This is a genomic window from Flavobacterium piscis, assembly GCF_031457575.1.
Lineage (GTDB): Bacteria > Bacteroidota > Bacteroidia > Flavobacteriales > Flavobacteriaceae > Flavobacterium > Flavobacterium piscis_A.
Map to the genome: position 1 here is coordinate 364294 of NZ_JAVDWQ010000003.1, position 23242 is coordinate 387535.

The window sequence follows — 23242 nt, forward strand, 5'->3', positions numbered from 1 at the left end:
AATCATTTTTTTATTTAGAAACGTGTTGTAATACCTAATGAGATACGGCTTGTAGGAGGGGTTCTTGAGTTGTCAATAGCCATTCCGAAAGGATCTCCGGATCTCATGCTTACCTCAGGGTCCTGACCTCTATAGTTTGTAAATGTTAACAAGTTATCGGCTGTTATATAAGTTCTTATTTCATCCATTTTTAGGCTTTTTAATAATTGTCTTCCAAAAGAATAACTAAAAGTGACAGAACGAAGACGAAGAAAAGAAGCATCTTCTACATAGCGATCAGATCCTAACCAGTTGTATCCTGCTCCGTAAATTGCTCTTGGCATATCGGTTTTATCTCCCGGATTACGCCATCTCGATAATGTGGCAGTACTTTGATTTCCCCAGCCATACATATTTGTCGTAGTCATATCTGTTCCGTTTACAATATCATAATTCAGACGAAAGTTAAAGAACAGTAGTAATTTGAACTGATTGTTAAAGATTATATTAGGTCCAAACCCTCCAGTAAGTTTTGGGTTACTGTTTCCTAAATATACCACGTCGCGACTGTCTATATTACCATCTTTATTAATGTCTTCGTAGATCGCATCCCCAGGCTGAAAAGTGTAATCGGTATTTGGATAATTAAAACGCATGTATACCGTTTGACCATTGGGGCCAGTAATTACATTTCCATTCGCATCTCTGGCAAGAGTAGCTTCTTTATCCGTATAAACTCCCTTGAAACGGTATCCGTAGAAAGATCCAAAAGGATTGTTTTTTTGAAGGAAACGTTTGTATTCTCCATTACGATCCGTATTTCCGCTTTCATTTGGGAAATATTCTGAAATTTCACGAATCATGTTTTCATTACTGGCAATGTTAAAGTTGAATTCTACTTTCCATTTGTCGGTTTTGATTGGGGTTGTAAAAAGACCTATTTCCCATCCCTGATTATCCATAGTACCCACATTCTGGTCCATTTTGCTGTATCCCGAAACGGTAGTGATATCAAGATCCTGAAAAATCATGTCTTTTGTAGTGTTTCGGTAGATCTCTACGTCAAGTGTAACACGCTTATTAAACATTTGAAGATTAAACCCTAAATTTTTTCCGGTCAGTGTTTCCCAACGGAAATTACTCAATTCGATATTTTGAGGATACACACCGTTAAGGCCTAAGTATTCAGTACCAAAATTTCCATATACATTGAAGTAGCGGTAGTCATATCTGGGCGCTTTTCCGGATTGCCCGTAACTAAATCTTACACTCAGGTCATCAACAAAATCCACATTTTTCATAAAAGATTCCCCCGAAACTCTCCAGCGGGCAGATGCCGAAGGAAATAGTCCGTATCTGTTTTCCTGACCAAATCTTGAATTACCATCTCCACGTAAACCAACGTTTATAATGTAACGATCTAATAAGTCGTATTGCGCATTCAACAAACCGCCTACAGTTCTGGTTTGACTATTGCTGGTATATAAATTCAATTCTGAATTTTGTGTTCTGGACGGATTGGATGGATCTGTAAGTAACGAAGAGGCTGTATTAGAAGTTATTACCTGATGTGACTCATAACGGGAATCATTCGATTGCAAGGACAAAAGAACGGATAAGTTTTGTTTTTCGCCGAAATCTGGTGTGTATACAAAATTGGTCTTGGTTGTAATATTAGCCATATCTACATCCACATCTGAAGCGCGGTTGACTACAGTTTCTGTAATTGGGCGTCCTGTGGCATTTTGAGGTAAAAAAGATTTAGCTTTTGTACTATTAAAATCAAACTGTAAATCAAATGTAGAGATTAATCTTTGCGGTATAATGTCAACATTTATATTAAAATGAGGTACTACTCTATTGCTTACCTGATTGTTAGTGGCAAATTCTGCCATGGCAACCGGATTGTAAGTACCGGGATATCCACCCTGAACGTTTTGTGCCGGGGAGAAAAAATTAGGGGTTAGTACTCCGGTCTGGTCATATTCAAAAATCCCCATGTTTGGCATTTTTCCATAAGAAACACTTCTGAGTAAATCTTTGTCAGTGCCTGAAAAATTATTTACATAATTACGGTCTGTACTAGAGAAGGTGTAAGCGATATCTGTTTTAAAACGAATACGGTCAGAAACTACATAATCTAAATTTAAACGGGTGCTGATACGCTCAAAACCAGTTCCAATAGTCACTCCTTTAGAGTTGTAATACCCTACAGAACTAAAATATCTTGCTCTTTGTCCACCCCCTTGCAAGGATAGGTTATGGTCATGTATCAGGCCAGTCTGAGATATTGCTTTTGTCCAATCGGTATTGTTACTATAGTTTTTATAATAATAAACTTCTTGTGGGTCGTACTGAAATTCTTTGATATTTTGTGTATTTAAAGGCACTCCATTTCGATTCATAAATTCTTCCGGGATCAACTGTGAGTATTGGTCTCCGTTTAACATCGGAATGGCATCCGGAACTTTAGAACGGGTTCCTACAAAAGAGTAGCTAATTTTAGGAGCACTGATTCCTCCCCTTTTAGTATTGATAATAATAACACCACCTGCTGCACGTGAACCCCACAAAGCAGTTGCAGCTGCATCTTTATCGATAGTAATGGTATCAATATCTGAAGGGGCAATATTTAATAACGCCGCATAACCATCATCATCTGCAGTGCCAAAGTTAAAATCTGCAGGGATAGATGTTTCATAAGGCATTCCGTCAACAACGATTAATGGACTGGAAGATCCGGAAATAGAGGAGGCTCCCCTAATTTTAATTTGCATTCCCGCACCAGGGTCACCACTGGATGCAATGATATCTACACCGGCAATACGTCCCTGCAATTGTTCATCAATAGAAGCGGCTTGAGAATTGGCTATGTCAGCGGCTTTTATTGTTACTGAACTGGTAGTTTTGTTCCTGTCTGCAATGTTCAGCAAACCGCTTTCTACCTTTTTTTGTCCCGTAACGACTACATTATCTAAGGAGGTAATCGTAGATACTAAAGCAATTTTTATTGTGGTTTTACCATTAATGGAAACCACTTTGGATTTATATCCAATATTTGAAATTAATAATTTATTGTCTGGATTTTTGAGATGTATTGCAAAATTTCCATCTATATCAGATAAAACACCTCCAACGGTACGATTTTCTGAATCTTGTTCAACAATAGTTGCTGAAGGAATAGGTAAATTATCACCTGAATCGACAACCTGGCCCCGTACTAAAGTATTTTTAGAGTCTTGGGCCAAAGATGGTAATGCTGCCAGGATAATCAAGGCAAATGTAAAACGGTAAAGCAAATGGGTTATTTTTTGTTTCATTTTATTCCGTATATAAAAGATAGTTGTCTACTAAATGGATTAAGGATCTGTCAGCTAGGTTGTTGCTGTTATTTGGTATAAAGTTGGCAGATCTATTTGCCTTATCAATAAAGGTTAATACTCCTTTATCACTCATAACCCCTACATAAGTCTTTTCATCACGACTATCTTTTCTTAAAGTTTCGATTTGACCTCCTAAAAGTCCATCATCTGAAACAGTTTTGGTAGCCAAAATATGGTAGCGAATAAAATCAGCGACTATGTCTTGTTCTCCTAAATTAACCGGCGCAAAGTTGGGAGCACCGGTTGTAATATTGCCAGGAAGTTTTCCATCCTTGACAGCTTGTACAATAGCCGCATTATTTGGTACCACAAATGTATAAGAGGTCCCAAGATCTACCCCCAGTATTTTATCTCCCGTAGCATTGAAAATTGTAGAGTTTTTTAGATAACTATAAAAATTAAAATATTCAGAACCGGATGGTGCAGCTAAATTTTTGAGGTCCACACCTGGTGACTCTTCGCTAAATTCAAGTAATTTATCAATATAATATGTACGTCCGTTTTGCTGATCTTCGTACCCAAGAATATTAGCCATATTTCCTAAAGCTTCATTTCCAGCAGCATAAACCTTATTATTGCTCCATTTGATGTATTCCCCTGGGATATCCATATCTCCGGAACGTATAATTCCCGATCCGGACAAATCATTCAATTCTCCTTCAGGTGTAGGAACGATAGAATTATACAAAACACGCAATAAACGTAATCGCGAATCAACCGCTGTTGAAGATACACCGGTTACAGGTGAAACATACATCCATTCTGATCTGGCCGTATTATAGTCATATCCAAGAGCAAGCAATACTGTATCTGAGGGAAGAAACAAGGTGTATTTTTGATTGATATTGCTGATGATTTCTCTGTATGAAGAACCGTCATTGAACAATCGTGTGGCCAAAGTAAATTTAGGATCTAAATATGCCGAAGTATAAACACTGTAAAATAAATTAGATGCCTGTATTTTATTAGTTCCATAAAAGAAACCATTACTTACTACTTTAGCCTCTTTTACATCAGTATTCAGATTGAATCGTAATTCTTCATCCAGTGCATTATTAAAAGAACTCAATTTAGATGGCCATACCGCACCTGTTACCATGTGCGCTTTAAAAAAATCCTCAAAAACATATTTAGGTAGTTTATCAAGAGAGGTAAAGTTTTTAAGCAGAACTTCGTCAATGAATTTTTGTAAAGAAGTATTATCCGGAGCAAATAAAGTATAGGCATCACTTTGTCCGTCATTATCAGCCTGCTTTAAATAGTTTTCATTGTTAAGGGAATAAGGCAAAGCGCGATCATAGACTTTTACGTAAACATCGTCTGTTTTGCCTGTATAATTTCGATAGGTAGTAGTTGCAGACTGGTTAAAAACATATGTAACCAAATTATTTTGCAGTAAACTGCGAAAAAGACTGTATTGGCTGCTATTCTCCAAATGCTGATCCAAATTCACTAACGGAAGAGAAATCTGGTTAACTTCCTGAATAATACCATTTTCTGCAATAATATTTGCTTCTTTTATTGCGCCTCCTAAAACATTAAAATCTGTGTAGATTGAGTTTGGAAAGAAAAAATTATAGTCATTTGAATTTAAACCTTTTGCAGCGAAATACTCTTTTTCAAAATAGGAGATGTACTTGTTATTATTGTCTCCTGAAATATAATAGCCCGCACCACCATTATTATTTCGATTAGAACCTACAACAATCATTGGCTTACCATTAATCGTTTTAGTTTGAAATCCGTCATAATAAGCTGTTCTTCTTCTAAAAGCGTTATCGGCTACCCATCCGGCTGCTGATTGGTAATCTGAAAGTTGCTCAGTACGAAAGGCATTGTATATTAGTGCGTATCTAACAATTTTTGAGGCGGTAATGGAATCCATCTTGTTTACATCTGAAATTCCCTGCTCTTGAAAAAATTTAGAAAAGGCTTCATCATTGGGAGCCATCATAGTCCAATAGCCTGCTTTGCTTAAAATGTCTTTATAGCCTGCTTTTTCTATCAAAACCATAAGGTTTTTAAAATTGCCACGTGCTTCCAATTGCTGGTAAATAGGAGGCTCAAGACTTTCAGGGCGCTTATAATAATCATCATAGACATCCTGGCTGCAACCGCTTAACAGGATTAAAAATGAAAAGGCAAGGAAATAGAAGTGTAGTATTTTCTTCATTCTTGTTTGATTTGTAATTGAAAAAAGCCGGTTTGTTAACTTTTTTTTAGTAAATATTAATGTATCAAACGTAAAAGGATATGTTGCTAATTCTATCCTGTACTATCCTGTTTTTTTTTATATGTGTTTTTATTATTGGTATAAAATATCAATAATATAATATATATGTTAATATTTTATAAAAGTATAAATCCAATAATTGTAAGGTCTGAGCGTCCCATTCTTTTTATATTTAGTGTAAAAAGGAAACTTTGAAAAAAAATATTTTTTTGTTAAAAAAGTAAACTTTGAAAATGTGCCAATAATTATTTTAACGAAAGTTCACATGCATTTTCGAATATTATCGCTACCAATTTTAAGTAACAACAAAGAAATTATCTCAAGATTTATTGGATAGATTAAATAGAGTTTTAGAGCAAAATGGATCTCTTTTTTGAAGCAAATGAGCAACTTTTTAGATTGAAGAAGTAATATTAGGAGGGTAAATTCCATCTGCGAAAGTTAAAAATTAATATAAGTTTTTAGAATAAATTTCTGTTCTTTGTACTGTGCCATAAGCCACATTTTTATTTTTTGTGAAGTCCTGAAATTAGAATGCAATATTATTTTAGGCATTGAGTTAAGTCTTATTATCATGTTTCGTTATGGACAACAGAAAATTTATTTTAAGTTTAAAAAAAGGTAATGAAGCTTCTTTCAAACAGGCTTATTTAAATTACTATGATAAACTGATAAACATAGCCAGACGATTTAATTTTACAGTTCTTACCCCGCAGGACTTTGTTCAGGAAACTTTTTTAAGATTGTATAATAAAAGAGAGTTACTTAATGAAGATGTTTTATTTGACAAGCAATTGTTTGTGATATGCAAAAACATCATTATTAATCATGTTAACCGGGAAAATAAAATAATCCAGCTTGATCCACAGTTTGAGGCTGAAGAAGAACATACGGAAACAGGAATTTTCGAAGAAAGGACCGAAAAACTACATTCTTTCATAAATATGCTTCCTGAGCAGCAGCAAAAAATATTTACTTTACATAAACTGGAAAACCTTAGCTATAAGGAGATTGCAGCAATTACGGATCTTTCTGAAAAGACAATTGCCAATCATATTTATCTTGCCAGTAAATTTATTCGAAAAAAAGTCGAAGACCATTAGGAACTTTTCTGTTCTCGTTTGTTATAGCTATAAACAGAACATACAAATGCACATTGAGACGTATAAAACAAATGTTAGAACTAAGAAAGACGCAAGCTTAATTGTGGCTCTTTTACAGTTCATTATTTCGGATTGTATTATATACTTTGATTTCAAAAATCGTCAAAGAGTTCTAAGAATCGAAACTAACAGAGAGATTAAAGAAATGGTTTATGGTGTTTTTAATAAGCAGGGATTTTATTGTCAGAAACTTTAACGCTCCAAGACATGGATGAAAAAAGAATAGAAGAAGAATTAAAAAAAATATGGGATGAAACTCCGGTTTCATATTCCAATATTGAAAAAAAAGCCTCATGGGAAGATTTTCAATCTAAAACCTTTGCTGTACAAAAGCCAAAGTTTAAGGTTTGGCGTTACGCAGCGGCAGCAGCAGTGATAATTTTTATGCTAATAGGCACTGGTATTTATTTTAACAGAAGCCCATTGCAGGATGAGGTTTATCTTGTTTCAAATACAGTGGAGAACAAGACTTCAAAAGTAAAAACAGTTTTTTTGCCGGAAAACTCAAAAGTGATATTAAGTCCACATTCTAAAATTGTATATGCCAATAATTTTAAAAAAAACAGAAAAATTATAGTAGAGGGTGAAGCATACTTTAAAGTAAAAAAAGATAAAAAATACCCTTTTCAGGTTTTTTGCAATGCGACGACCACGACAGTCTTAGGGACTTCATTCATTGTAGCCGGTCAAAATGATGATGGTGTAATTGTAGCGCTTTATGAAGGAAGTGTGCAGATGAATGTAGAGGGTGAGACTAAAAAATGGATACTGAAACCCGGAGAAAAATTCACCTTCGGAAACAAAATGGCTTCAATAGCAGAATTCAACAGGTTCAAGGATTTTGATAACGAAAAACTAACAGCTGTAAGTGCTTATGTAGCTTCTGATTATGGATATAAAATGATATTTCCAGACGAATACTGCAGCCAGCGCATTACACTGAGAATCAATAAAAAAGAAGACTTAAAAATAATTGTGCAATTAATATCAGAAATGTATAACCTAAAATTCGAAATAAATGAAGAATTAAAACAAATCACTTTTCGATAGAAAAGAAAAGGATGCACTAGCCGCGAAACTAAACATCCTCCTCATAATCAAGGCAGTATAGAGCTGTCCCATTTAATAATAATTCAAAAATACAAAATTTCATGAAGCATATAATTTCAGCATGCTTTTTTTTATTCAGTTTGTGTATGTTTTCTCAAAACGTAACGGTAACTGTAGATCAAAATATGACATTAAAGGAACTATTTAAGCAAATTGAGAATCAAACGGATTTTAAATTTGCTTTTACAGATCAGATTAATACAAGTCAAAAATATTTTAATCAAAAAAGCACTTATAAAAATATCGAAATAAAAGCACTTGTTAATGAACTGAATAAGAACACTTCTATTCAGTTTTCAATCGTCGGTAATAATATTTTCGTAAAACAAAAAACTTCCAAAGCAGCAACAGTTAAAAAAAAGAATAAGCTTACCGGCCAGGTTTTAGATGAGAACAAAGAACCGGTTATTGGAGCCAATATTTTTATAAAAGAATTGAAAACAGGCGCCACTACAGATGCAAAAGGAATGTTTTCATTAGAATTAAATAATGGAACTTATACCGTTCTTATCAGTTATGTAGGGTTTAAAAACAAAGAAAAAGAGATTACAGTTTTTGATGATGTACGAATAGATTTTAGCATTGAGCCAGACAGCCAGCAGTTGGAACAGGTGATTATAACACACAGTAAAGCAGTTGATGTAAGAAATACTCAAATGAGTGTTAATAAGCTTACTATGGAAGAGATCAAAAAAATACCATCAGCCATGGGTGAACCTGATCCGTTAAAATCAATATTAACATTACCGGGGGTTACAAATGCAGGGGAACTTTCTTCAGGTTTCAATGTCAGGGGAGGTGCTGCAGACCAGAATTTGATTCTTTTAGACGGAGCACCGGTGTATGGAGACTCTCATATGTTTGGTTTTTTCTCTGTTTTTAATGCAGATGTCGTTAACGGGCTGGATTTATACAAAGGAGGCATCCCTTCTAAATTTGGTGGAAGGGTTTCTTCTGTTCTTGATGTAAGCCAGTTAACCGGGGATTTTGAAAATTACAAAGTAAATGGTGGTATTGGTTTAATATCCAGCCGCTTATTGGTACAGGGCCCCATTACAAAAGAGAAAGGCTCTTTTGTTTTGGCTGGGCGGGCTTCTTATGCCCATTTATTTTTAAAGCTGGCAGATAATAAAAATTCCGCTATGTTTTATGACCTTAATGCAAAGTTCAATTACCGTTTAGGTGCTAAAAATACGCTTGCATTTTCGGGATACTTAGGAAACGATGTTTTCGATATAAGTGATCGTTTTGCCAGTACCTACGGAAATAAAATGGGAATATTAAGCTGGAAGCATCAATTTACAGATAAGTTAAATACAAATTTATCTGTTTTCTACAGCGATTATAATTTTAATCTCGAAATTGAACCGGAAAATTTTGAGTGGGACAATACCATAAAAAGCTATGGAGTTAAATATAACTGGAATCAGGCTGTATCTCAAAAACTCAAACTTAGCTACGGAATTGACGGACAATATTATGATTTCAATCCCGGTACAGTACAACCCACTAGTTCAGATTCACAGTTCAATTACAAACAGCTTGATAAAAAATATGCTTTAGAGTCTTCTGCTTATCTTGATTTTGAACATCAGATTACGGAGAAACTGAATCTTCGTTACGGACTTCGTTATAGTATGTTTTACCGTTTAGGAAGCGAAGCCATTACGACTTACGAGAATGGGCAGGCAGTAGTATATAATCCGCTGTATAATATTTATGAAGAAGGAACCCCAACCGGAAGCATATCGTATAAAAGTGGAGAAACAATAAGTAAATTTAATAATCTGGAACCGCGAGCCGCATTGTCATATGCTTTTAACGACAATACTTCGGTAAAAGCAAGTTACAACAGAATGGCACAATATATTCATATTTTATCGAATACCCAATCGCCATTGCCAATGAATATCTGGACACCAAGCGGACCTTTTACAAAACCACAAATTCTGGATCAGTACGCTATGGGGTATTTTAAGAATTTTAAGGATGGGGATTATTCTTTTGAAGGGGAATTGTTTTATAAGAATATCCAAAACCGAATAGATTATATAGACGGGGCAGGTATTTTGGCAAACAATAATATTGAACAGGTTATCCTGAATGGTAAAGCCCGATCGTATGGTATGGAAATGTTATTTAGAAAAAATACCGGCGATTTTACTGGATGGGTTTCTTATACCTTATCAAGGGCAGAACAAAAAACACCGGGCAGAAGTCCCGAAGAACCGGGCGTTGCAAACGGTGACTGGTATTTATCAGGATATGACAAACTGCATAATTTAAATATTGTGGGCAGTTATCAATATAATCCAAAATGGTCTTTTAATGCCAATTTTTCATTACAATCAGGTCAGCCTGTAACGTATGCAAATGGCTACTATGAATTTGGAGGTATCAATATCCCTAATTTTTCACTAAGAAACGAAAACAGACTGCCGCTCTACCATCACCTGGATCTGGCAGCGACTTATACACCTAAACCAGATAAAAAGAAAGGTTGGCAGAGCTATTGGGTATTTAGCATTTATAATATCTACAACAGGCAAAATGCCGCTTCTATGACATTTGCAACAAATGAAGATACGGGAGCTAATGAGACCAGAAGACTATCTATTTTTGGAATGGTACCTGGTATTTCTTATAACTTTAAATTTTAATGAATATGCAAAGGTTTGAAAAATATAATTTTAAAAATAAAGCACTCGCTTTATTGAGTTTTCTTTTTGTACTGGCTTTCACATCTTGTGAAGAAGCAGTGACTCTTGATTTGGAAACCGGTGAAACAAGATTAGTTGTCGATGCAGAAATTATTTGGCTAAAGGGAACAACCGGAAGTGAGCAGACTGTAAAGATTAGTAAAACAGCTCCCTATTACAGCAACACAACGCCAAAAGTTTCAGGGGCACAGGTAAGAATTGAAAACAGTAACGGCGATGTGTTTGCTTTTACTGAAACAGTACCGGGCTCTTACGTTTGTACCAATTTTGTTCCGGTTTTAAATATGGATTATACCCTTTATGTAACTGCAGAAGGACAAAGTTTTACAGCTACGGAAAAACTGACTTCTGTAACGCCAATTGATAAAGTAGAACAACAGATTGTTCCTGATTTTGGGGGAGAAGATGTAATCGAGCTGACTTTTTATTATAAAGATCCGGCAGATCAGGAGAATTATTATCTAACAGATTATCAAAGTGACTTCTTGTTGTTTCCTGAATATGAGCTCACAGATGATGAGTTTTTTAATGGAAATGAAGTAAGCACGCGATTCGAATACGATGATAAAATTAAATCGGGAAAAACAGTTCATATTACGCATCGTGGTATTTCAAAGAATTTCTATAATTATATGAATTTAATTTTAGAAGTATATGGTGGAAATCCTTTTTCTATTCCTCCCGGCAATATCAGGGGAAATATTGTAAACACAACCGATGCTAATAATTTTGCCTTTGGTTACTTCAGACTTTGCGAAGCTGACAAAGTTTCTTATCTGGTAAAATAAAAAAATTAGGCTTTTAGATTGATTTGTAAGTGCATCTGTCATTAAAGTAATTTTATTGGCAGGTGTTTCTGTTTTATATTAATTTGTTTAATTCCGGTTTACATCATTTTTCCTTCTTTTACATATTCTTTTTTTATTCCCTGAAGGAGGTGATGCAGGTTAATATTTTCATTTTCGTCTTCCAATGTTCTCAGGCAGGCATATTGAATGATGTTCACAATATTGGCGCCGGTGATGTCGTATTTTTTTGATAGTTCAGTAAGATTTACATCTTCAGCAATACTAATTCCTTTAGGCAGGTTATTATGCCAAAGCTTTAAGCGCTCGTTATAAGACGGTACTTCAAACTCAATTATAGATTGAAATCTACGGGTAAAAGCCGTATCAATATTTGTTTTAAAATTGGAAGCCAGAATAACCAACCCGGGATGATTTTCGATACGCTGCAGCAAATACGAAACTTCCTGGTTGGCATATTTATCGTGTGCATCCCTGACATTCGTTCTTTTTCCGAAAACGGCATCGGCTTCATCAAAAAAGAGAATCCAGTCCTTATCAGCCGCTTTGTCAAAAAGAGAAGAAAGATTTTTCTCGGTTTCGCCAATGTATTTCGAAATTACCATAGACAAATCAATTCGGTACACGTCTCTTTTGGTATATTTTCCCAACAGAGAAGCCGTAAGTGTTTTTCCGGTTCCGGGTGCGCCGTAAAACATGACCCTGAAACCTGGTTTTATCTTGGCTTTCATGTTCCATTCGTGAAGCAAGATTTCATTGAATTTGAGCCAGGTTTCTATTTCTTTAATCTGATTTAAGGTATTAGAATTCAGCACCAAATCCTCCCAGTCTAATTCGGTTTCAATTAATTGAGCAGGGAAAATACTGCTAAGCTGTGGTTTTAGGATTTTTCCGGTTATGAATTTTTCAATGTATTCATCTTCTAAAATCAGTAAACCGCTCAGTTTGGGTTCTCCGGCAGGGACGATATCTATTTTGATAATTCCTTTTTGATAAAGAAACGACTGATTGTGTAAGTAATTATAAAAGGCAATCCTGTTTTCAAGATTATTTCCTGCAATTAAAAACTGAGCTGTTTCACCGGTTGGTAAAATGCCGCGATGGTTCTTCGTTTTCATTCCGCCAAACTCGGGCAATTCGCCGCCATTGGGCAAATATTCGGCAATGACTGAACTTAGAAAATCTGGTTTAACATGAGGAACAAGGGCTAATCCCAATAAAAGAATATCCGTTTCTATCAGGTTATTTTCGATAATGAATTCGTTAACAAATCCAATGCAATCCTGCTGATTTAAAACAGGTTTTTCCATTGGAGTTTCGACTTGAAAAAGAGTATCAAGCTGAAATACGAATTGGTTTTTTAGGTAAGTGAATACATTTTCCATTTTATGCTACTAATGATTCGATTGAAAAGAAATCAATTTTTGATTGTTTATAGTTTCTGATTCTGTTCATGACTGAGTTTCCGTTATGCGAACCATTACTATTGGTATTACCTTCAATAGTTTCAATTATATCGCCATGAACCGCAGTTACAATTCCGGTATGAAACCAGTCGTTTGTTGTTTTTTGAATCAGAAATACATCTGCAGGTTTTATTAAAGCCGGATTTGTTCTTGCCATCTGATAACGGGTCAGTAGTTTTTTCTGAATACCGGTTGTACCAACAGTGTCGCAGCTATAAGTTAACGGCATTAGAGTTTTGAAGTTTTTTCTCTGAACAGAGGCCGCCTGGTCAATTATTGCCTGAACAAATCCCATGCACCAGAACCAGTCGGTTCCTTCATGCCCATCCATATAACTTCGCACCCAAGGACCAGTATTACTCTGATTGTTGATTACGAGTTCAAAAGGATGATTTTTAATATGGTTTTTGGCTGTATTTAAAATTAATTCTCTCAAATTATTGCCTGAAACAGGATCTTCAAAAGCTTTTTTGAGTGGTGAAACTAGTATATCGAATACTTTTTGATCTACACTACCGGTTTGGGGTAAGCCATTAATTTTTTGAAAATTAAGCACTGCTTTTTCTGTTGCAGGACCAAAATTGCCATCGATACCCGTTGCAGTTCCTGAGTTTGGATTTTGCATCGCGAATAAATTAAGCCAGGATTGAATTTTTTCAATATCCTTTTTGTTATTATTTACTCCTTTTCTTTGTTGAAGTGCTTTAATAACCAGTTCTTTTTGGTAGAATGTTTTTTGCATGACTGAGGTTTTAAATTTAAAAATTAATTAGATTTTTTTGTTTAGACCGCTTTGGTTCTTTGTTTATTCCGACAAACTCAGGTAATTCGCCGCCATTGGGTAAATATTCGGCAATAATCGAGCTTAGAAAATCGGGTTTGAGGTGTGGGGCAAGAGCCAACGCCAATAGTAAAATATCGGTTTCAGAAAGATGGTTTTCAATGATGAATTCGCTAACAAAAGTATCCGTTTCAAGTTGAGAAAAGACAGGTTTTTCTGTAGGGTTTGCCACTTGAAAAAGTGTATCAAGTTGAAATTGATATTGGGTTTTGAGAAACTGAAGTAGGAGTTGCATGGTGGTTTTGTTTTGACTATTGTTCTTGAATTTATAACCGGGACTTTATTGTTCTAATTTTTAAGGAAATTTGCGACGTTAAGATTAGGAAAACAGTGTTCAATACCCATTAAAATATCTTTATAGAAGGGATTTTTTTCCGTGTATTCATCAATAAATAAGTTTTGCCATCCGCTAATCCCTCCACAACTGTATAGTTTTTCTACGAATGTCTCAAAAGAAAGTCTTATTCTTTGAGGTTCAAAAGAGGAAAAAATAAAATAAAGAGAAATTGTTTCATTTTCTATTGAGAAAACAGTATCTCCGGCCTCTTCAATTATCAAAGGATAAAACTTACTCAGCTTTTCTTCGAAACTTTTATCCGCTTTAATGAACTTAAAATAGTTATTGTCCCAAATTCGTTCCTGAGCATGAAGAGCTCCTCCGAAAATGGTTTCAATTGGCAGCATTTGAAAATTAGCAAAGTAGGATTCAGATTGCCAATGGATTTCCATGCCATTTTTTCGGTAATGATAAAAAACAAAATTAGAGTTTAGTTTGTCTTTCATTGCGATTTCTACTCTTCTAATCTCAATATTTGAGCATCCAAGGTTTTCTTTGCAGATTATAATTTTATGCTTTTCAGGTATTTTAAATTGAGCAATTCCAATATCTGGGAATGATTTTGCTTTTGTGCTTGAATCATTAAAGAATGATTCAAGTATTTCAGGTTTCAACTTTGTGTTGACTAAATAGTAAAAAAAATCGTTGTTGTATTTCCTAAAGTTATTGAAAACCTCCTCTGAGATATAATTTTGCCAATGGTAAAGCCCACCTGTCTTAATCCCCAAATTTAAGTAACTTTCTAAAGTACAATCTAATTTAACTTCGTTAAAATCGGGGCTCAATCTTATGATTTCGTAGTTTTCTTTTACTGGTTTTATGAAAGTTACAAATTTGTTAATGATGTCGACATCAAAAGGAATATATCCTTTTTGGATATAGCTTGAATATTCCTTAAGGTCTGTCTTTTCTACTTTAGTCAGATAATCTGACAAGGTTTCTAATTTGGGAATATTAATTTTTCCAAAACATAAAATATCAACATCAGAAAACCAGGATATAAAAAGTCCATTAGCAGTTTTGTAAAATGATAATAAAGCGTCATTTAGTTTTAATTCAGTCCCCAGTTTTTTTAATTTACTACTGGCTAGTGGAGGGCTTAGTTTTATAGTATGAGTGTGATTTTTCTTTAGCATCAAAGCTGAAAGTTCTTTTATTTCTGGGAGTATATTTTCCATGGTTAGAATTTTAATACGTTAGCATTGACCATAATCGGGATAGTATCTTTTACATCATTTAATCGGTCTATAGTGTCTGTTGTTCTGCGACCTGATGGAGTTGATGGTGTATTTATTTCAGTGGTTATAGCATTTCTGAAATCAGTTACATTACTGTATGTTCTACTTCTTATAATATCCATTACAGTGTCAGTCAGGATACTCTCAAAGGATGAGCTAAGCAGTGTGTCAACTCTATATTTATCTCTTGGTTGAAGAGAGTTGTAGGCTCGTAAAATTTCACTTCTTGTACCGACTCCAATTACAGGAGGGTTAACCGAATTCCAGTCAGGCAAGTCAATATTTAAACCCGCATCAACAAATTTGTTTCCTAATTCCCAGCTTCGATTGACGTAATTATACTCCCAGGCTTCAAATTTTATATGTTGGGCATAATTATCTCTTGTGACTCTATTATTAGCATCTTTACTGTCTAAAGATCCGGCTAAGGGAGCATTAACATTTGTTGGAAATTCTCCGCTGTAATAACTGTCTATTTCAACAGCAATTTTCACCACACCTTGTTTGGTTGAATCATTTGGACGGCTTCCTATTAAGTTTTTTACAGGGTCATCAAACCTATTATCGTAAGAAGAATTGTTTGATGTTGTTCCCGGAGTCAGATTTTCAGGAACTCCAAATCCTCCGAAACCCTGATTGACAAGATGGAGTCTTTTCCAATGACCGGCACCTCTTGTCAGACCTCCGGTTTGAATGGCTTCCCAACCTTGTACAAATGAACCTCCGGGCTCAGTACCACCCGATCTGTTTGCTGATAGTAAAGTTACCTCTGCCTTATGTGCTTTGTTACCTTGTGGTTGGTAATTATATACCGGATTTGCAGGTAAATATCTTCTAAGATTACCTCTAATATGCCCCATCATCTCACTGAGTTCTCTCATTTTTGAGTTTATGTTAGGGATGACTCCACTAGTATTTGCAGCATTATTTGCCATAGTTCTTATTTCTGTAGCCAACCTTACAGCATCTCTTACGATACTATCATTTTGGTCGACTTCATCGGAATGTAAATATTCAAAGATGTCTTTAGGATCACTGTGAACCATTAGCTGAATCGAATTATGATTATCCCTAAATCGTAAAGTATGTTGGTCTCCATCCGTCTCCTCAAAAGGTTTTTCTATTTGTAGTATTTCTCCTTTTACAGGATTAGTTTCTCCATTCACCTCTCCATTTTCTTCTTCACCAGCCCCTCTTATTCCTTTTACTAAAATTGGAGTATTGTGATTATTGATGTTTGGCATTTCTGCATCAATATTCCAATTTTCACCGTTTCTTCTAGCGGTTAAATGAGTGAAATGATGTCTGGTTCTGATTGGGTTTAACGCTGCTGTAATTTGAGCTTGTGTTAAAGGATTATTTTCTGATGTGGTAGCCAATGTTTGTAATGCTTGTAATCCATCTCCCCAATGCGCCAGAACTTCGGATGTTGGTGGGTTTGGCGGAGCAGCAGCGCCAGGAGGTGTTCCTGTTTCTCCTGCGTGAGGATTTCCTGTAGAGTCCGTTACCTGCGGAGTTTCACTGCCTGCACCTCCTGTTGCGCCTTCTTGAAATTCTGCCGGATGCTCTGTATTTGGTGCCTGAGCAGGAGGTACATGATCATTCATTAAATCGGTCATGAATTTATCTGAATTGAAATCTACCGGAGCAAATTCTACTTCAGGTAATTGATCAGAACCTAAAACATAATCTACATCCGCACCAATTCCAAATTCACCCGGCAAAGGATATTCTAATTCGCCCAAAGGCCAGGTCCATTTGTCATCTGGTGCAGGTGACCACCATGGACTGTCTAATTCAACAAATAAATCTCCGCCTAATGCTAAGAAAGGCTGTGCAGCCATCTCGGCATGTCCGTGGATGTAAAATTCACCTTGTCTTCCAGCTTCCGGAGAAGCGGTTTCTCTATATCCAATTGTTGGGGTAGCGTCAACATATCCTCTAATTCCGGCGAGAGCATTCACTCCAACACCTACTTTTATATCATGCCCTAACAATTCGACTCCTAATCCTCCTTCGGCACGCAAGCGTAATCCGGCAAACATTGACATATTAAAAGAGGCAGAAAGACTAAAATCATTAAATACAGCCGGATCAGTAGAATATGTTCCTACAGCCCTGATATTATAAATTTTGGCAGGGCCAATTTTTGCCAGTGCTTCTAATCCAATATTAGCAAATAAGAAAACATTTCCTACCAGTGGAACACCATACATAGTTCGAACTTCGACAGTAAAAATTTCCCTTATGTAATCACGCTGGGCAAACAATTCAACTTCAGCAGGTGGTGTGATTTCTCCATGAATGGTAACATGACCTTCATTATCGATAATAACCATAGCTTTTCCTGTCATCCATTCGGTGAAACTAAAATCGACTTCACCCCAGCCTGCCATAGCTCTTGGTCCCGGAGTAGGGCCGCTGTTTGCCTCAGGAATGCCATTTGTTTCTCTGGCACTCTCGTCGATTTGAGATGGATCAAGCTGACTTAAAGCTGCATTTCTAGCTGTAGCAGCGTCAGTAACCAATAATGTAACCTGACCGCTTATTTTTTCGGTTTGATACCCCACAGTTCCTCTAATGTCTAGTGTGCCATTCAAAAATGCTGCATGAAGGCTGCCGTTAAAATTGGCCATATTAACAGCGATATCAATTTCTCCTGTTATATTTCCTTCTGCATTACGCTCGATTGTTATCTGGGTTGGACTCATGTTTGGAACTTCAATAGTACCGCTGGCTCTAAATGTGATATTTTCGCCCTGAATGCCAAAGTCAAGTGACCCATTTACAAAACCACCCAATTGAACAGGAATACCATTTGCTGTCAATGTCAGGTTCCCTCCATCAATACTGTTTTGAATGTTAGGTACACTTGTTACATCAATTCCAACCCAGCCAAAGGCCTGACTATTATCTTTAATGGCATTAATTAGACCAGCAGGATTGCCAACTAAGCGGTCTCCGGCTTTTACGGTAATGTAGCCGGTTATATTACTGTTCTCTATTTGAACAGCTAAAACCGGAGTGATATTTATACTTGCAAGCGGACTTAAATAGCTAATACCTAATGCTATACTTTGTCTGTTGTCTTTTGTACTGTATGTATCGTCTGTGTTTTTCTTAATTTTGATTGTTCCAGATGCCCAGTGTCCAAATGTTACATCAACATCTGCACCTCTGTTTCCTGCCGCTTCAATTTGAGCTGAAATGGCTTCAGTTGGAGTAAATGTTGGTGTTTGTAAAGAAATGCTTTCGTTTCTGCTCGGTGCCGGAGCAGCAGCAGGTGGTGTTTCAACTTTCTGAATCATTTTTGGCTGGATTGCACTAGCTCCTTGTTGAACGGTATGTGTCAGCTCATGAGCCAAAAGATGTTTTCCATCAGTTGAGTTGGGATTGTACTTGCCTTCGTTAAAATAAATATCGCTGCCGTTTGCAAATGCCTGTGATCCCAATTCTTTGTTCATTTGAACTGCATTGGAGTCATTATGAATTTTTACATTACTAAAGTTGGCTCCAAAACCAGATTCCATTTCGTTTTTTACAGGACCAGACAAGGATGATCCACCGCCTTTACTACGGTTTAAATTGCTTTCAAGGCTGGAATCGTCAGTAGGATTGGCATCGGCAGCAGCACTAGTCTGAAGTTCTTTATCATTTTCTTTACTTTGAATTTCTTCCTCTTCTTTGGTTTGGACTTCATCCTCGGTTTTCTTTTGCTGAATCAGTGGTTTTGCAACCGGAGCTTTTTCGACAACTTTATTATTTTCAGAAACAGGAGCTTCGGTTTTGTTTTGGATGGTTTCTTCTTTTTCTGTTTTTAATTGGACAGGAGTAATGGATTCTGATAATGGTTTTTCCTGTATAATGCTTTCTTTTTCTTCTTTTTTTTGCGATTCATTAGTTTTTTTCTGAACTAAAGGCGAAGGGTTAAAAAAAGATTCTGAAGAATTCTTATTTTGTTTTTGAGATACAATTTTATCAGCAGCATTATCAGCTTCGACTTCATATTTATCATTCGATTTGCCAATGTTGAGTTTTGCCTGCACACCAAAAAAATCCTCACCCTTTCTTGAACTAAAAGCGGATGGAGTAGAGGGATTTGGTTTTGATTTTTGACCGAATGCTGACATCTGATGAATTGTATTAATTTGTTATTTTGAAATATTTACACTCAAAATCGGGTAATACTTCCCGAAACTTTAAATATTGAACTTGACAATCCAACTCCTCCTTTGCAGCTTTCCGGCATGGAGAATATTAAATTATGATGTCCTATTTTTTCTAATTTGAAAGTAAAGGTCTTTTTTGCTGTATGGTCGGGTTGCATTTCAATAGTTTTTTTAGTTCCGTCCGCACCATCAATACTGATGAAAAAAGCGGTACAATCTTTTGTTATTCCTTCTGCGTTTATAATAACTTTTACGCTGGCACATTCTGTTGTAGTATTAAAACCTATTTTTATTTGATTCGTAAATTCTTCAGAATAAGGAACTTTGTTTAATTTGCTGGGTTTGCAGGGTTTTGGAGTTTCCTTACCCTTGTTTTTTGATGCATAAATATCATCCAGACGCCCCATTGTCTGGACTCCGACTACACCATCATAACTTAAATTATTGTCATTTTGAAAGTCTAAAACGGCTTGCTTTGTCTCACTGCCAAAATCAGCATCGGCTCCAAACTTAGGAAGCTGATAGCCTAAATCCATTAAACCGGACTGCAGTTTTTTTACAGGTTCACCTTTTGAGCCAACACCTATATAATCTAAATCGTCATGAGCTTGTTCCAGCCTGTATTCATTTTGAAATCTAGGGGCTTCAAGATTTTCAGATTCGATGTTTTCAATAGATGATTTTTGAATTTTTCCCACTTTTTGTACTCCTCCCGTTTGCTGAACAGTGTGAGTTAATTCATGTGCCAGCAAATGTTTTCCTTCCTTAGATTCAGGATTGTATTTTCCTTGGTTAAAGTAAACATCATTTCCATTGGTAAATGCCTGTGCACCCAATTCCTGACTCATTTGAACAGCATTGGCATCGGTATGGATTTTTACATTGCTGAAATCAGAGCCAAAACCAGATTCCATTTCTTTTTTGGTTTTTTTGTCTAATCCGGTTCCGCTTCCTTTTGAGCTGTCGAGTTTTCCTTCTAAGGCATTGTTCTGAATTTCAGTTTCTGAATTTAGCCCTTTCTTTTGTACTGCTTTTTCTTCTTCTTTATCTTTTTTCTGAACTTTATCTTCTTTTTCGCAATCTGCACACTTCGTTTGAACAGGTTTCTCTTCTTCTTTTTCTCCCTTTTTCTGTACTTTTTTATCTTCTTCCTTGTCAGATTTCTTTTGCACTTTTTTATCTTCTTCTTTTTCCTTGCCTTTTTTTTGCAGAGGCTGTTCTTGTGCCAGATCTTGTTTTTGAACCGTTGAAATGGTTTCTGAAATAGGTTTTTGCTGCACAGCTTCTTCACTTCTTGATTGCAAGAGCCCTCCCGTTTTACGTTTGTTAACCACTTTATCAGCAACATTATCGGCTTCTGTTTCATATTTGTCTCCTACTGTGCCTGTGGTTAGCTTTTTTTGAACTTTTGGTCCAAAAAAAGGAGAAGGAGAGGGGTTAGCTATTTTTTTTTGTTCAAATTCTCTCATGATTTATTATTTTACCATTTTTGGTTAATAATTTGTTTAACTAAACAAACTGCGGATTATTCGCCATAACACCTTCTTTCTCTAATACGCTTTTTATTTGCATATACCAATACGGAAATATTTTAGAGAGCCGAAGTTCAATTTCATCAACAACATATTTTTCATATTTTTTCATTCCAAAAAAATGAGAATACCCAATATTATCTGCGTATTTTCCTTGCTCTGTTATGTTTTCTCCTTTTAATAGTATTGTAGGATTATTGTTTTTATAGTTCAGTAACGATGCAAGGGTATATTGTTCTATTAAAATGCAAGTTTCATAACCTTCTTGTTTCAATAGAGTAAAGCTTTTTTGATTTTCAAGATATATTTTCTCCAAATCATAATAGCTTTTTATAAATTCATCGCGAAGCCTGAGATTATTAAAACCAAATATTCCGCAATTATAGGAATAGCCTAAATTTGGATGCCAGTAAGGCAGGTTATTGGTGTATTTATTAAAAAATTCTACCTGCTTCTTGTAATGAATTTCATAAGTACCTTCTTTGCGTTCAACTATTACATCATCAAAACTAAAATCTATTTTTTTCCTAATAAATATGTCAGTGTCTATGTGAACAAATGGTTTTGTTTGTAGTTCCATAGCATTAATTTTAGATTTCATCCAAAGTTCTATTCTATTGTCATTCTGCACTTTGGTAACAGCACAAGGAAGCATATACAGGAACTCAAAGCCTGTTTCATCTACATAAAGCTCAATTTCATCATACCACAAATGACTATACAATACACTTAGAGCAGTCATGTAGATAGTTTCCTTTAGTTTGTCTCCCATATTCCATCGATTATTTATAATAGGAAGTACATCAAGGCTATAGATTATCTTGTGTCTTTGTTTCATATACAGCTAATTATAGTTTTATATTAAACGATACCTTCTTTCTCTAAGGCAGTCTTTACTTCTTTGTACCAATACGGAAACAGTTTAAAAAGCCTGTTTTCTATTTCCTGAACGATGTGACTCCTGTATTTTTTTTGACCGGCAATGTGCGTGTAACCAATTTTATCTGCCAGCCGGCTATTTTCGAACAAGTTTTTTTTCCATAGCAATAATGTGGGTTTAATATTATTATGATGTAATAATGAAGCAAGATTGTATTGTTCTAAAACGATACAAGGTTCTACTCTTGCTATTTTTGGATTATTATTTTTTATAAAGATTTCCTCTAACTCATAAAAAACTTTTAAAAACTGGTCCCGAAGTTTCAAGTCTCTAAAACCTAACACTCCACAGTTAAATGCATATCCTAAATCTGGTTTCCAATAGTCGAGATGCTGCGTATATTGATTAAAAAAATCTAAACGATATTGGTACATACTGTATAATTCGTAATCATTTTGTTCAACAATTACCTTTTCAAAATCAAAATTTATTTTTTTCTTTATAAAGACATCATTATCAAGGTGCACAAAAGGTTTGATTTGTTTTTCGATAACATCAATTTTTGATTTCATCCAAATGTCAGTGTCTTTATTACTACTAATTTTAGTAACTCTGCAGGGAAGCATATAAAGAAACTTATAAGCTGTTTCATCAGCATAAAGTTCGATATCCTGATACCATAAATGGCTGTATAGTATACTTAATGCAGTCGAATAAATCGTTTCTTTAAATTTATTACCTTCATTCCATCGATTATTACTAATGGGAAATGCATCTAAGCTGTAAATTATTCTAGGCTCTTCCCTCATAAAATATTTTTTTTAATAGTATGAATTAAGTTTTTTTCTTCCAGGAAAGTTACATTGTTGTATAAAGAAGCTTTTCGGCTGTGTTTATACAATCGTTTCCATTCATAATCGATGCCCCTTGCTTCTGAGGTGTTTAGGTGTATTTCATTATTATGATTTTTTTTGCTGTCCTCAAATGAGGTATGCCAGACCATTTTACCTAATAAATAGGACTGTGTATAAGCTGATTTACAAAAGTCCCTTGGAAAACTGTCTATATTAATTGACGTTTCCCCAACTCTGAATATATTTACTAATGCTTCTCCATTTTTTGTTTTATAGAATTTAGAAATGTATCTTTTTGTTTCCAACTTGTTTTTCATGGGCTGCAAATCCAGCTCGTTTTCATAAATCAGATCTATATCATTAATGGTAATGTCATAATATTCGCGAAGATTAAGATAGTCTGCAACACCTCCACAAAAGACTATTTTAGACATATTTACATTGTTGAATAAAAATTCCAAAGCCATTTGCTGAAGGCTGCGGATATTTTTTTTATCGTATTCTAAAAAAGAGGCATTTTCAATATTCATG

At 35.3% G+C, this 23242-nt stretch carries 15 protein-coding genes; 4 read left to right on the forward strand and 11 right to left on the reverse strand.

What is annotated here, in order from left to right; genetic code table 11:
- Positions 1–14: 14 nt before the first annotated feature.
- A complete protein-coding gene (locus J2W48_RS06860) occupies positions 15–3299 on the reverse strand; it encodes a SusC/RagA family TonB-linked outer membrane protein (protein ID WP_310279713.1) in 3285 nt (1094 codons plus the stop codon).
- A gap of 1 nt (position 3300) precedes the next feature.
- Complete coding sequence (locus tag J2W48_RS06865) at positions 3301–5535, reverse strand: fasciclin domain-containing protein (protein WP_310279715.1); 2235 nt, start codon at positions 5533–5535, stop codon at positions 3301–3303.
- Positions 5536–6179: 644 nt separating this feature from the next.
- On the opposite strand from J2W48_RS06865, the gene J2W48_RS06870 reads away from it, so the two are divergent.
- The 4 genes from J2W48_RS06870 to J2W48_RS06885 all read left to right on the forward strand — a co-directional run bounded on the left by J2W48_RS06870 (position 6180) and on the right by J2W48_RS06885 (position 11376).
- Positions 6180–6698: an RNA polymerase sigma factor gene (locus tag J2W48_RS06870; RefSeq protein WP_310279717.1), complete on the forward strand. Its 519-nt coding sequence runs from the start codon at positions 6180–6182 to the stop codon at positions 6696–6698.
- Between the two features lie 267 nt (positions 6699–6965).
- Positions 6966–7808, forward strand: coding sequence for a FecR family protein (locus J2W48_RS06875; RefSeq protein WP_310279718.1), 843 nt, complete (start codon positions 6966–6968; stop codon positions 7806–7808).
- Positions 7809–7909: 101 nt separating this feature from the next.
- A complete protein-coding gene (locus J2W48_RS06880; RefSeq protein ID WP_310279720.1) occupies positions 7910–10528 on the forward strand; it encodes a TonB-dependent receptor in 2619 nt (872 codons plus the stop codon).
- A gap of 5 nt (positions 10529–10533) precedes the next feature.
- Positions 10534–11376 (forward strand): DUF4249 domain-containing protein, encoded by an 843-nt coding sequence (locus tag J2W48_RS06885; protein ID WP_310279722.1) that lies wholly within the window; start codon positions 10534–10536, stop codon positions 11374–11376.
- A 98-nt stretch (positions 11377–11474) separates the two neighbouring features.
- On the opposite strand, the gene J2W48_RS06890 is transcribed toward J2W48_RS06885, so the two are convergent.
- The 9 genes from J2W48_RS06890 to J2W48_RS06930 are packed head-to-tail and all read right to left on the reverse strand — an operon-like array spanning position 11475 to position 23241.
- Positions 11475–12779, reverse strand: a complete 1305-nt coding sequence (locus tag J2W48_RS06890) for an ATP-binding protein (protein WP_310279723.1) — start codon at positions 12777–12779, stop codon at positions 11475–11477.
- A gap of 1 nt (position 12780) precedes the next feature.
- Positions 12781–13602, reverse strand: a complete 822-nt coding sequence (locus J2W48_RS06895; protein WP_310279725.1) for a peptidoglycan-binding domain-containing protein — start codon at positions 13600–13602, stop codon at positions 12781–12783.
- A gap of 16 nt (positions 13603–13618) precedes the next feature.
- The gene (locus J2W48_RS06900) at positions 13619–13936 is read right to left on the reverse strand and encodes a hypothetical protein (RefSeq protein WP_310279727.1); all 318 of its coding nucleotides are present in this window, start codon (positions 13934–13936) and stop codon (positions 13619–13621) included.
- Positions 13937–13989: 53 nt separating this feature from the next.
- On the reverse strand, positions 13990–15216 hold the full coding sequence (locus J2W48_RS06905) for a hypothetical protein (RefSeq protein WP_310279731.1): 1227 nt from the start codon (positions 15214–15216) through the stop codon (positions 13990–13992).
- Between the two features lie 2 nt (positions 15217–15218).
- Positions 15219–19406, reverse strand: a complete 4188-nt coding sequence (locus J2W48_RS06910; protein ID WP_310279734.1) for an eCIS core domain-containing protein — start codon at positions 19404–19406, stop codon at positions 15219–15221.
- A gap of 41 nt (positions 19407–19447) precedes the next feature.
- Positions 19448–20914, reverse strand: a complete 1467-nt coding sequence (locus J2W48_RS06915; protein ID WP_310279736.1) for an eCIS core domain-containing protein — start codon at positions 20912–20914, stop codon at positions 19448–19450.
- A 40-nt stretch (positions 20915–20954) separates the two neighbouring features.
- Complete coding sequence (locus J2W48_RS06920; protein ID WP_310279737.1) at positions 20955–21815, reverse strand: DUF6734 family protein; 861 nt, start codon at positions 21813–21815, stop codon at positions 20955–20957.
- 23 nt (positions 21816–21838) lie between these two features.
- On the reverse strand, positions 21839–22666 hold the full coding sequence (locus J2W48_RS06925) for a DUF6734 family protein (RefSeq protein ID WP_310279739.1): 828 nt from the start codon (positions 22664–22666) through the stop codon (positions 21839–21841).
- On the reverse strand, positions 22663–23241 hold the full coding sequence (locus J2W48_RS06930; protein ID WP_310279741.1) for a hypothetical protein: 579 nt from the start codon (positions 23239–23241) through the stop codon (positions 22663–22665). The genes J2W48_RS06925 and J2W48_RS06930 overlap by 4 nt, the downstream gene beginning before the upstream one ends.
- Between the last annotated feature and the right edge of the window lies 1 nt (position 23242).

Excerpts from the sequence above, each read along its gene's own strand:
- J2W48_RS06860 (WP_310279713.1), bottom strand. The coding sequence starts at position 3,299 with ATGAAACAAAAAATAACCCATTTGCTTTACCGTTTTACATTTGCCTTG.
- J2W48_RS06865 (WP_310279715.1), bottom strand. The coding sequence starts at position 5,535 with ATGAAGAAAATACTACACTTCTATTTCCTTGCCTTTTCATTTTTAATC.
- J2W48_RS06870 (WP_310279717.1), top strand. The coding sequence starts at position 6,180 with ATGGACAACAGAAAATTTATTTTAAGTTTAAAAAAAGGTAATGAAGCT.
- J2W48_RS06875 (WP_310279718.1), top strand. The coding sequence starts at position 6,966 with ATGGATGAAAAAAGAATAGAAGAAGAATTAAAAAAAATATGGGATGAA.
- J2W48_RS06880 (WP_310279720.1), top strand. The coding sequence starts at position 7,910 with ATGAAGCATATAATTTCAGCATGCTTTTTTTTATTCAGTTTGTGTATG.
- J2W48_RS06885 (WP_310279722.1), top strand. The coding sequence starts at position 10,534 with ATGCAAAGGTTTGAAAAATATAATTTTAAAAATAAAGCACTCGCTTTA.
- J2W48_RS06890 (WP_310279723.1), bottom strand. The coding sequence starts at position 12,779 with ATGGAAAATGTATTCACTTACCTAAAAAACCAATTCGTATTTCAGCTT.
- J2W48_RS06895 (WP_310279725.1), bottom strand. The coding sequence starts at position 13,602 with ATGCAAAAAACATTCTACCAAAAAGAACTGGTTATTAAAGCACTTCAA.
- J2W48_RS06900 (WP_310279727.1), bottom strand. The coding sequence starts at position 13,936 with ATGCAACTCCTACTTCAGTTTCTCAAAACCCAATATCAATTTCAACTT.
- J2W48_RS06905 (WP_310279731.1), bottom strand. The coding sequence starts at position 15,216 with ATGGAAAATATACTCCCAGAAATAAAAGAACTTTCAGCTTTGATGCTA.
- J2W48_RS06910 (WP_310279734.1), bottom strand. The coding sequence starts at position 19,406 with ATGTCAGCATTCGGTCAAAAATCAAAACCAAATCCCTCTACTCCATCC.
- J2W48_RS06915 (WP_310279736.1), bottom strand. The coding sequence starts at position 20,914 with ATGAGAGAATTTGAACAAAAAAAAATAGCTAACCCCTCTCCTTCTCCT.
- J2W48_RS06920 (WP_310279737.1), bottom strand. The coding sequence starts at position 21,815 with ATGAAACAAAGACACAAGATAATCTATAGCCTTGATGTACTTCCTATT.
- J2W48_RS06925 (WP_310279739.1), bottom strand. The coding sequence starts at position 22,666 with ATGAGGGAAGAGCCTAGAATAATTTACAGCTTAGATGCATTTCCCATT.
- J2W48_RS06930 (WP_310279741.1), bottom strand. The coding sequence starts at position 23,241 with ATGAATATTGAAAATGCCTCTTTTTTAGAATACGATAAAAAAAATATC.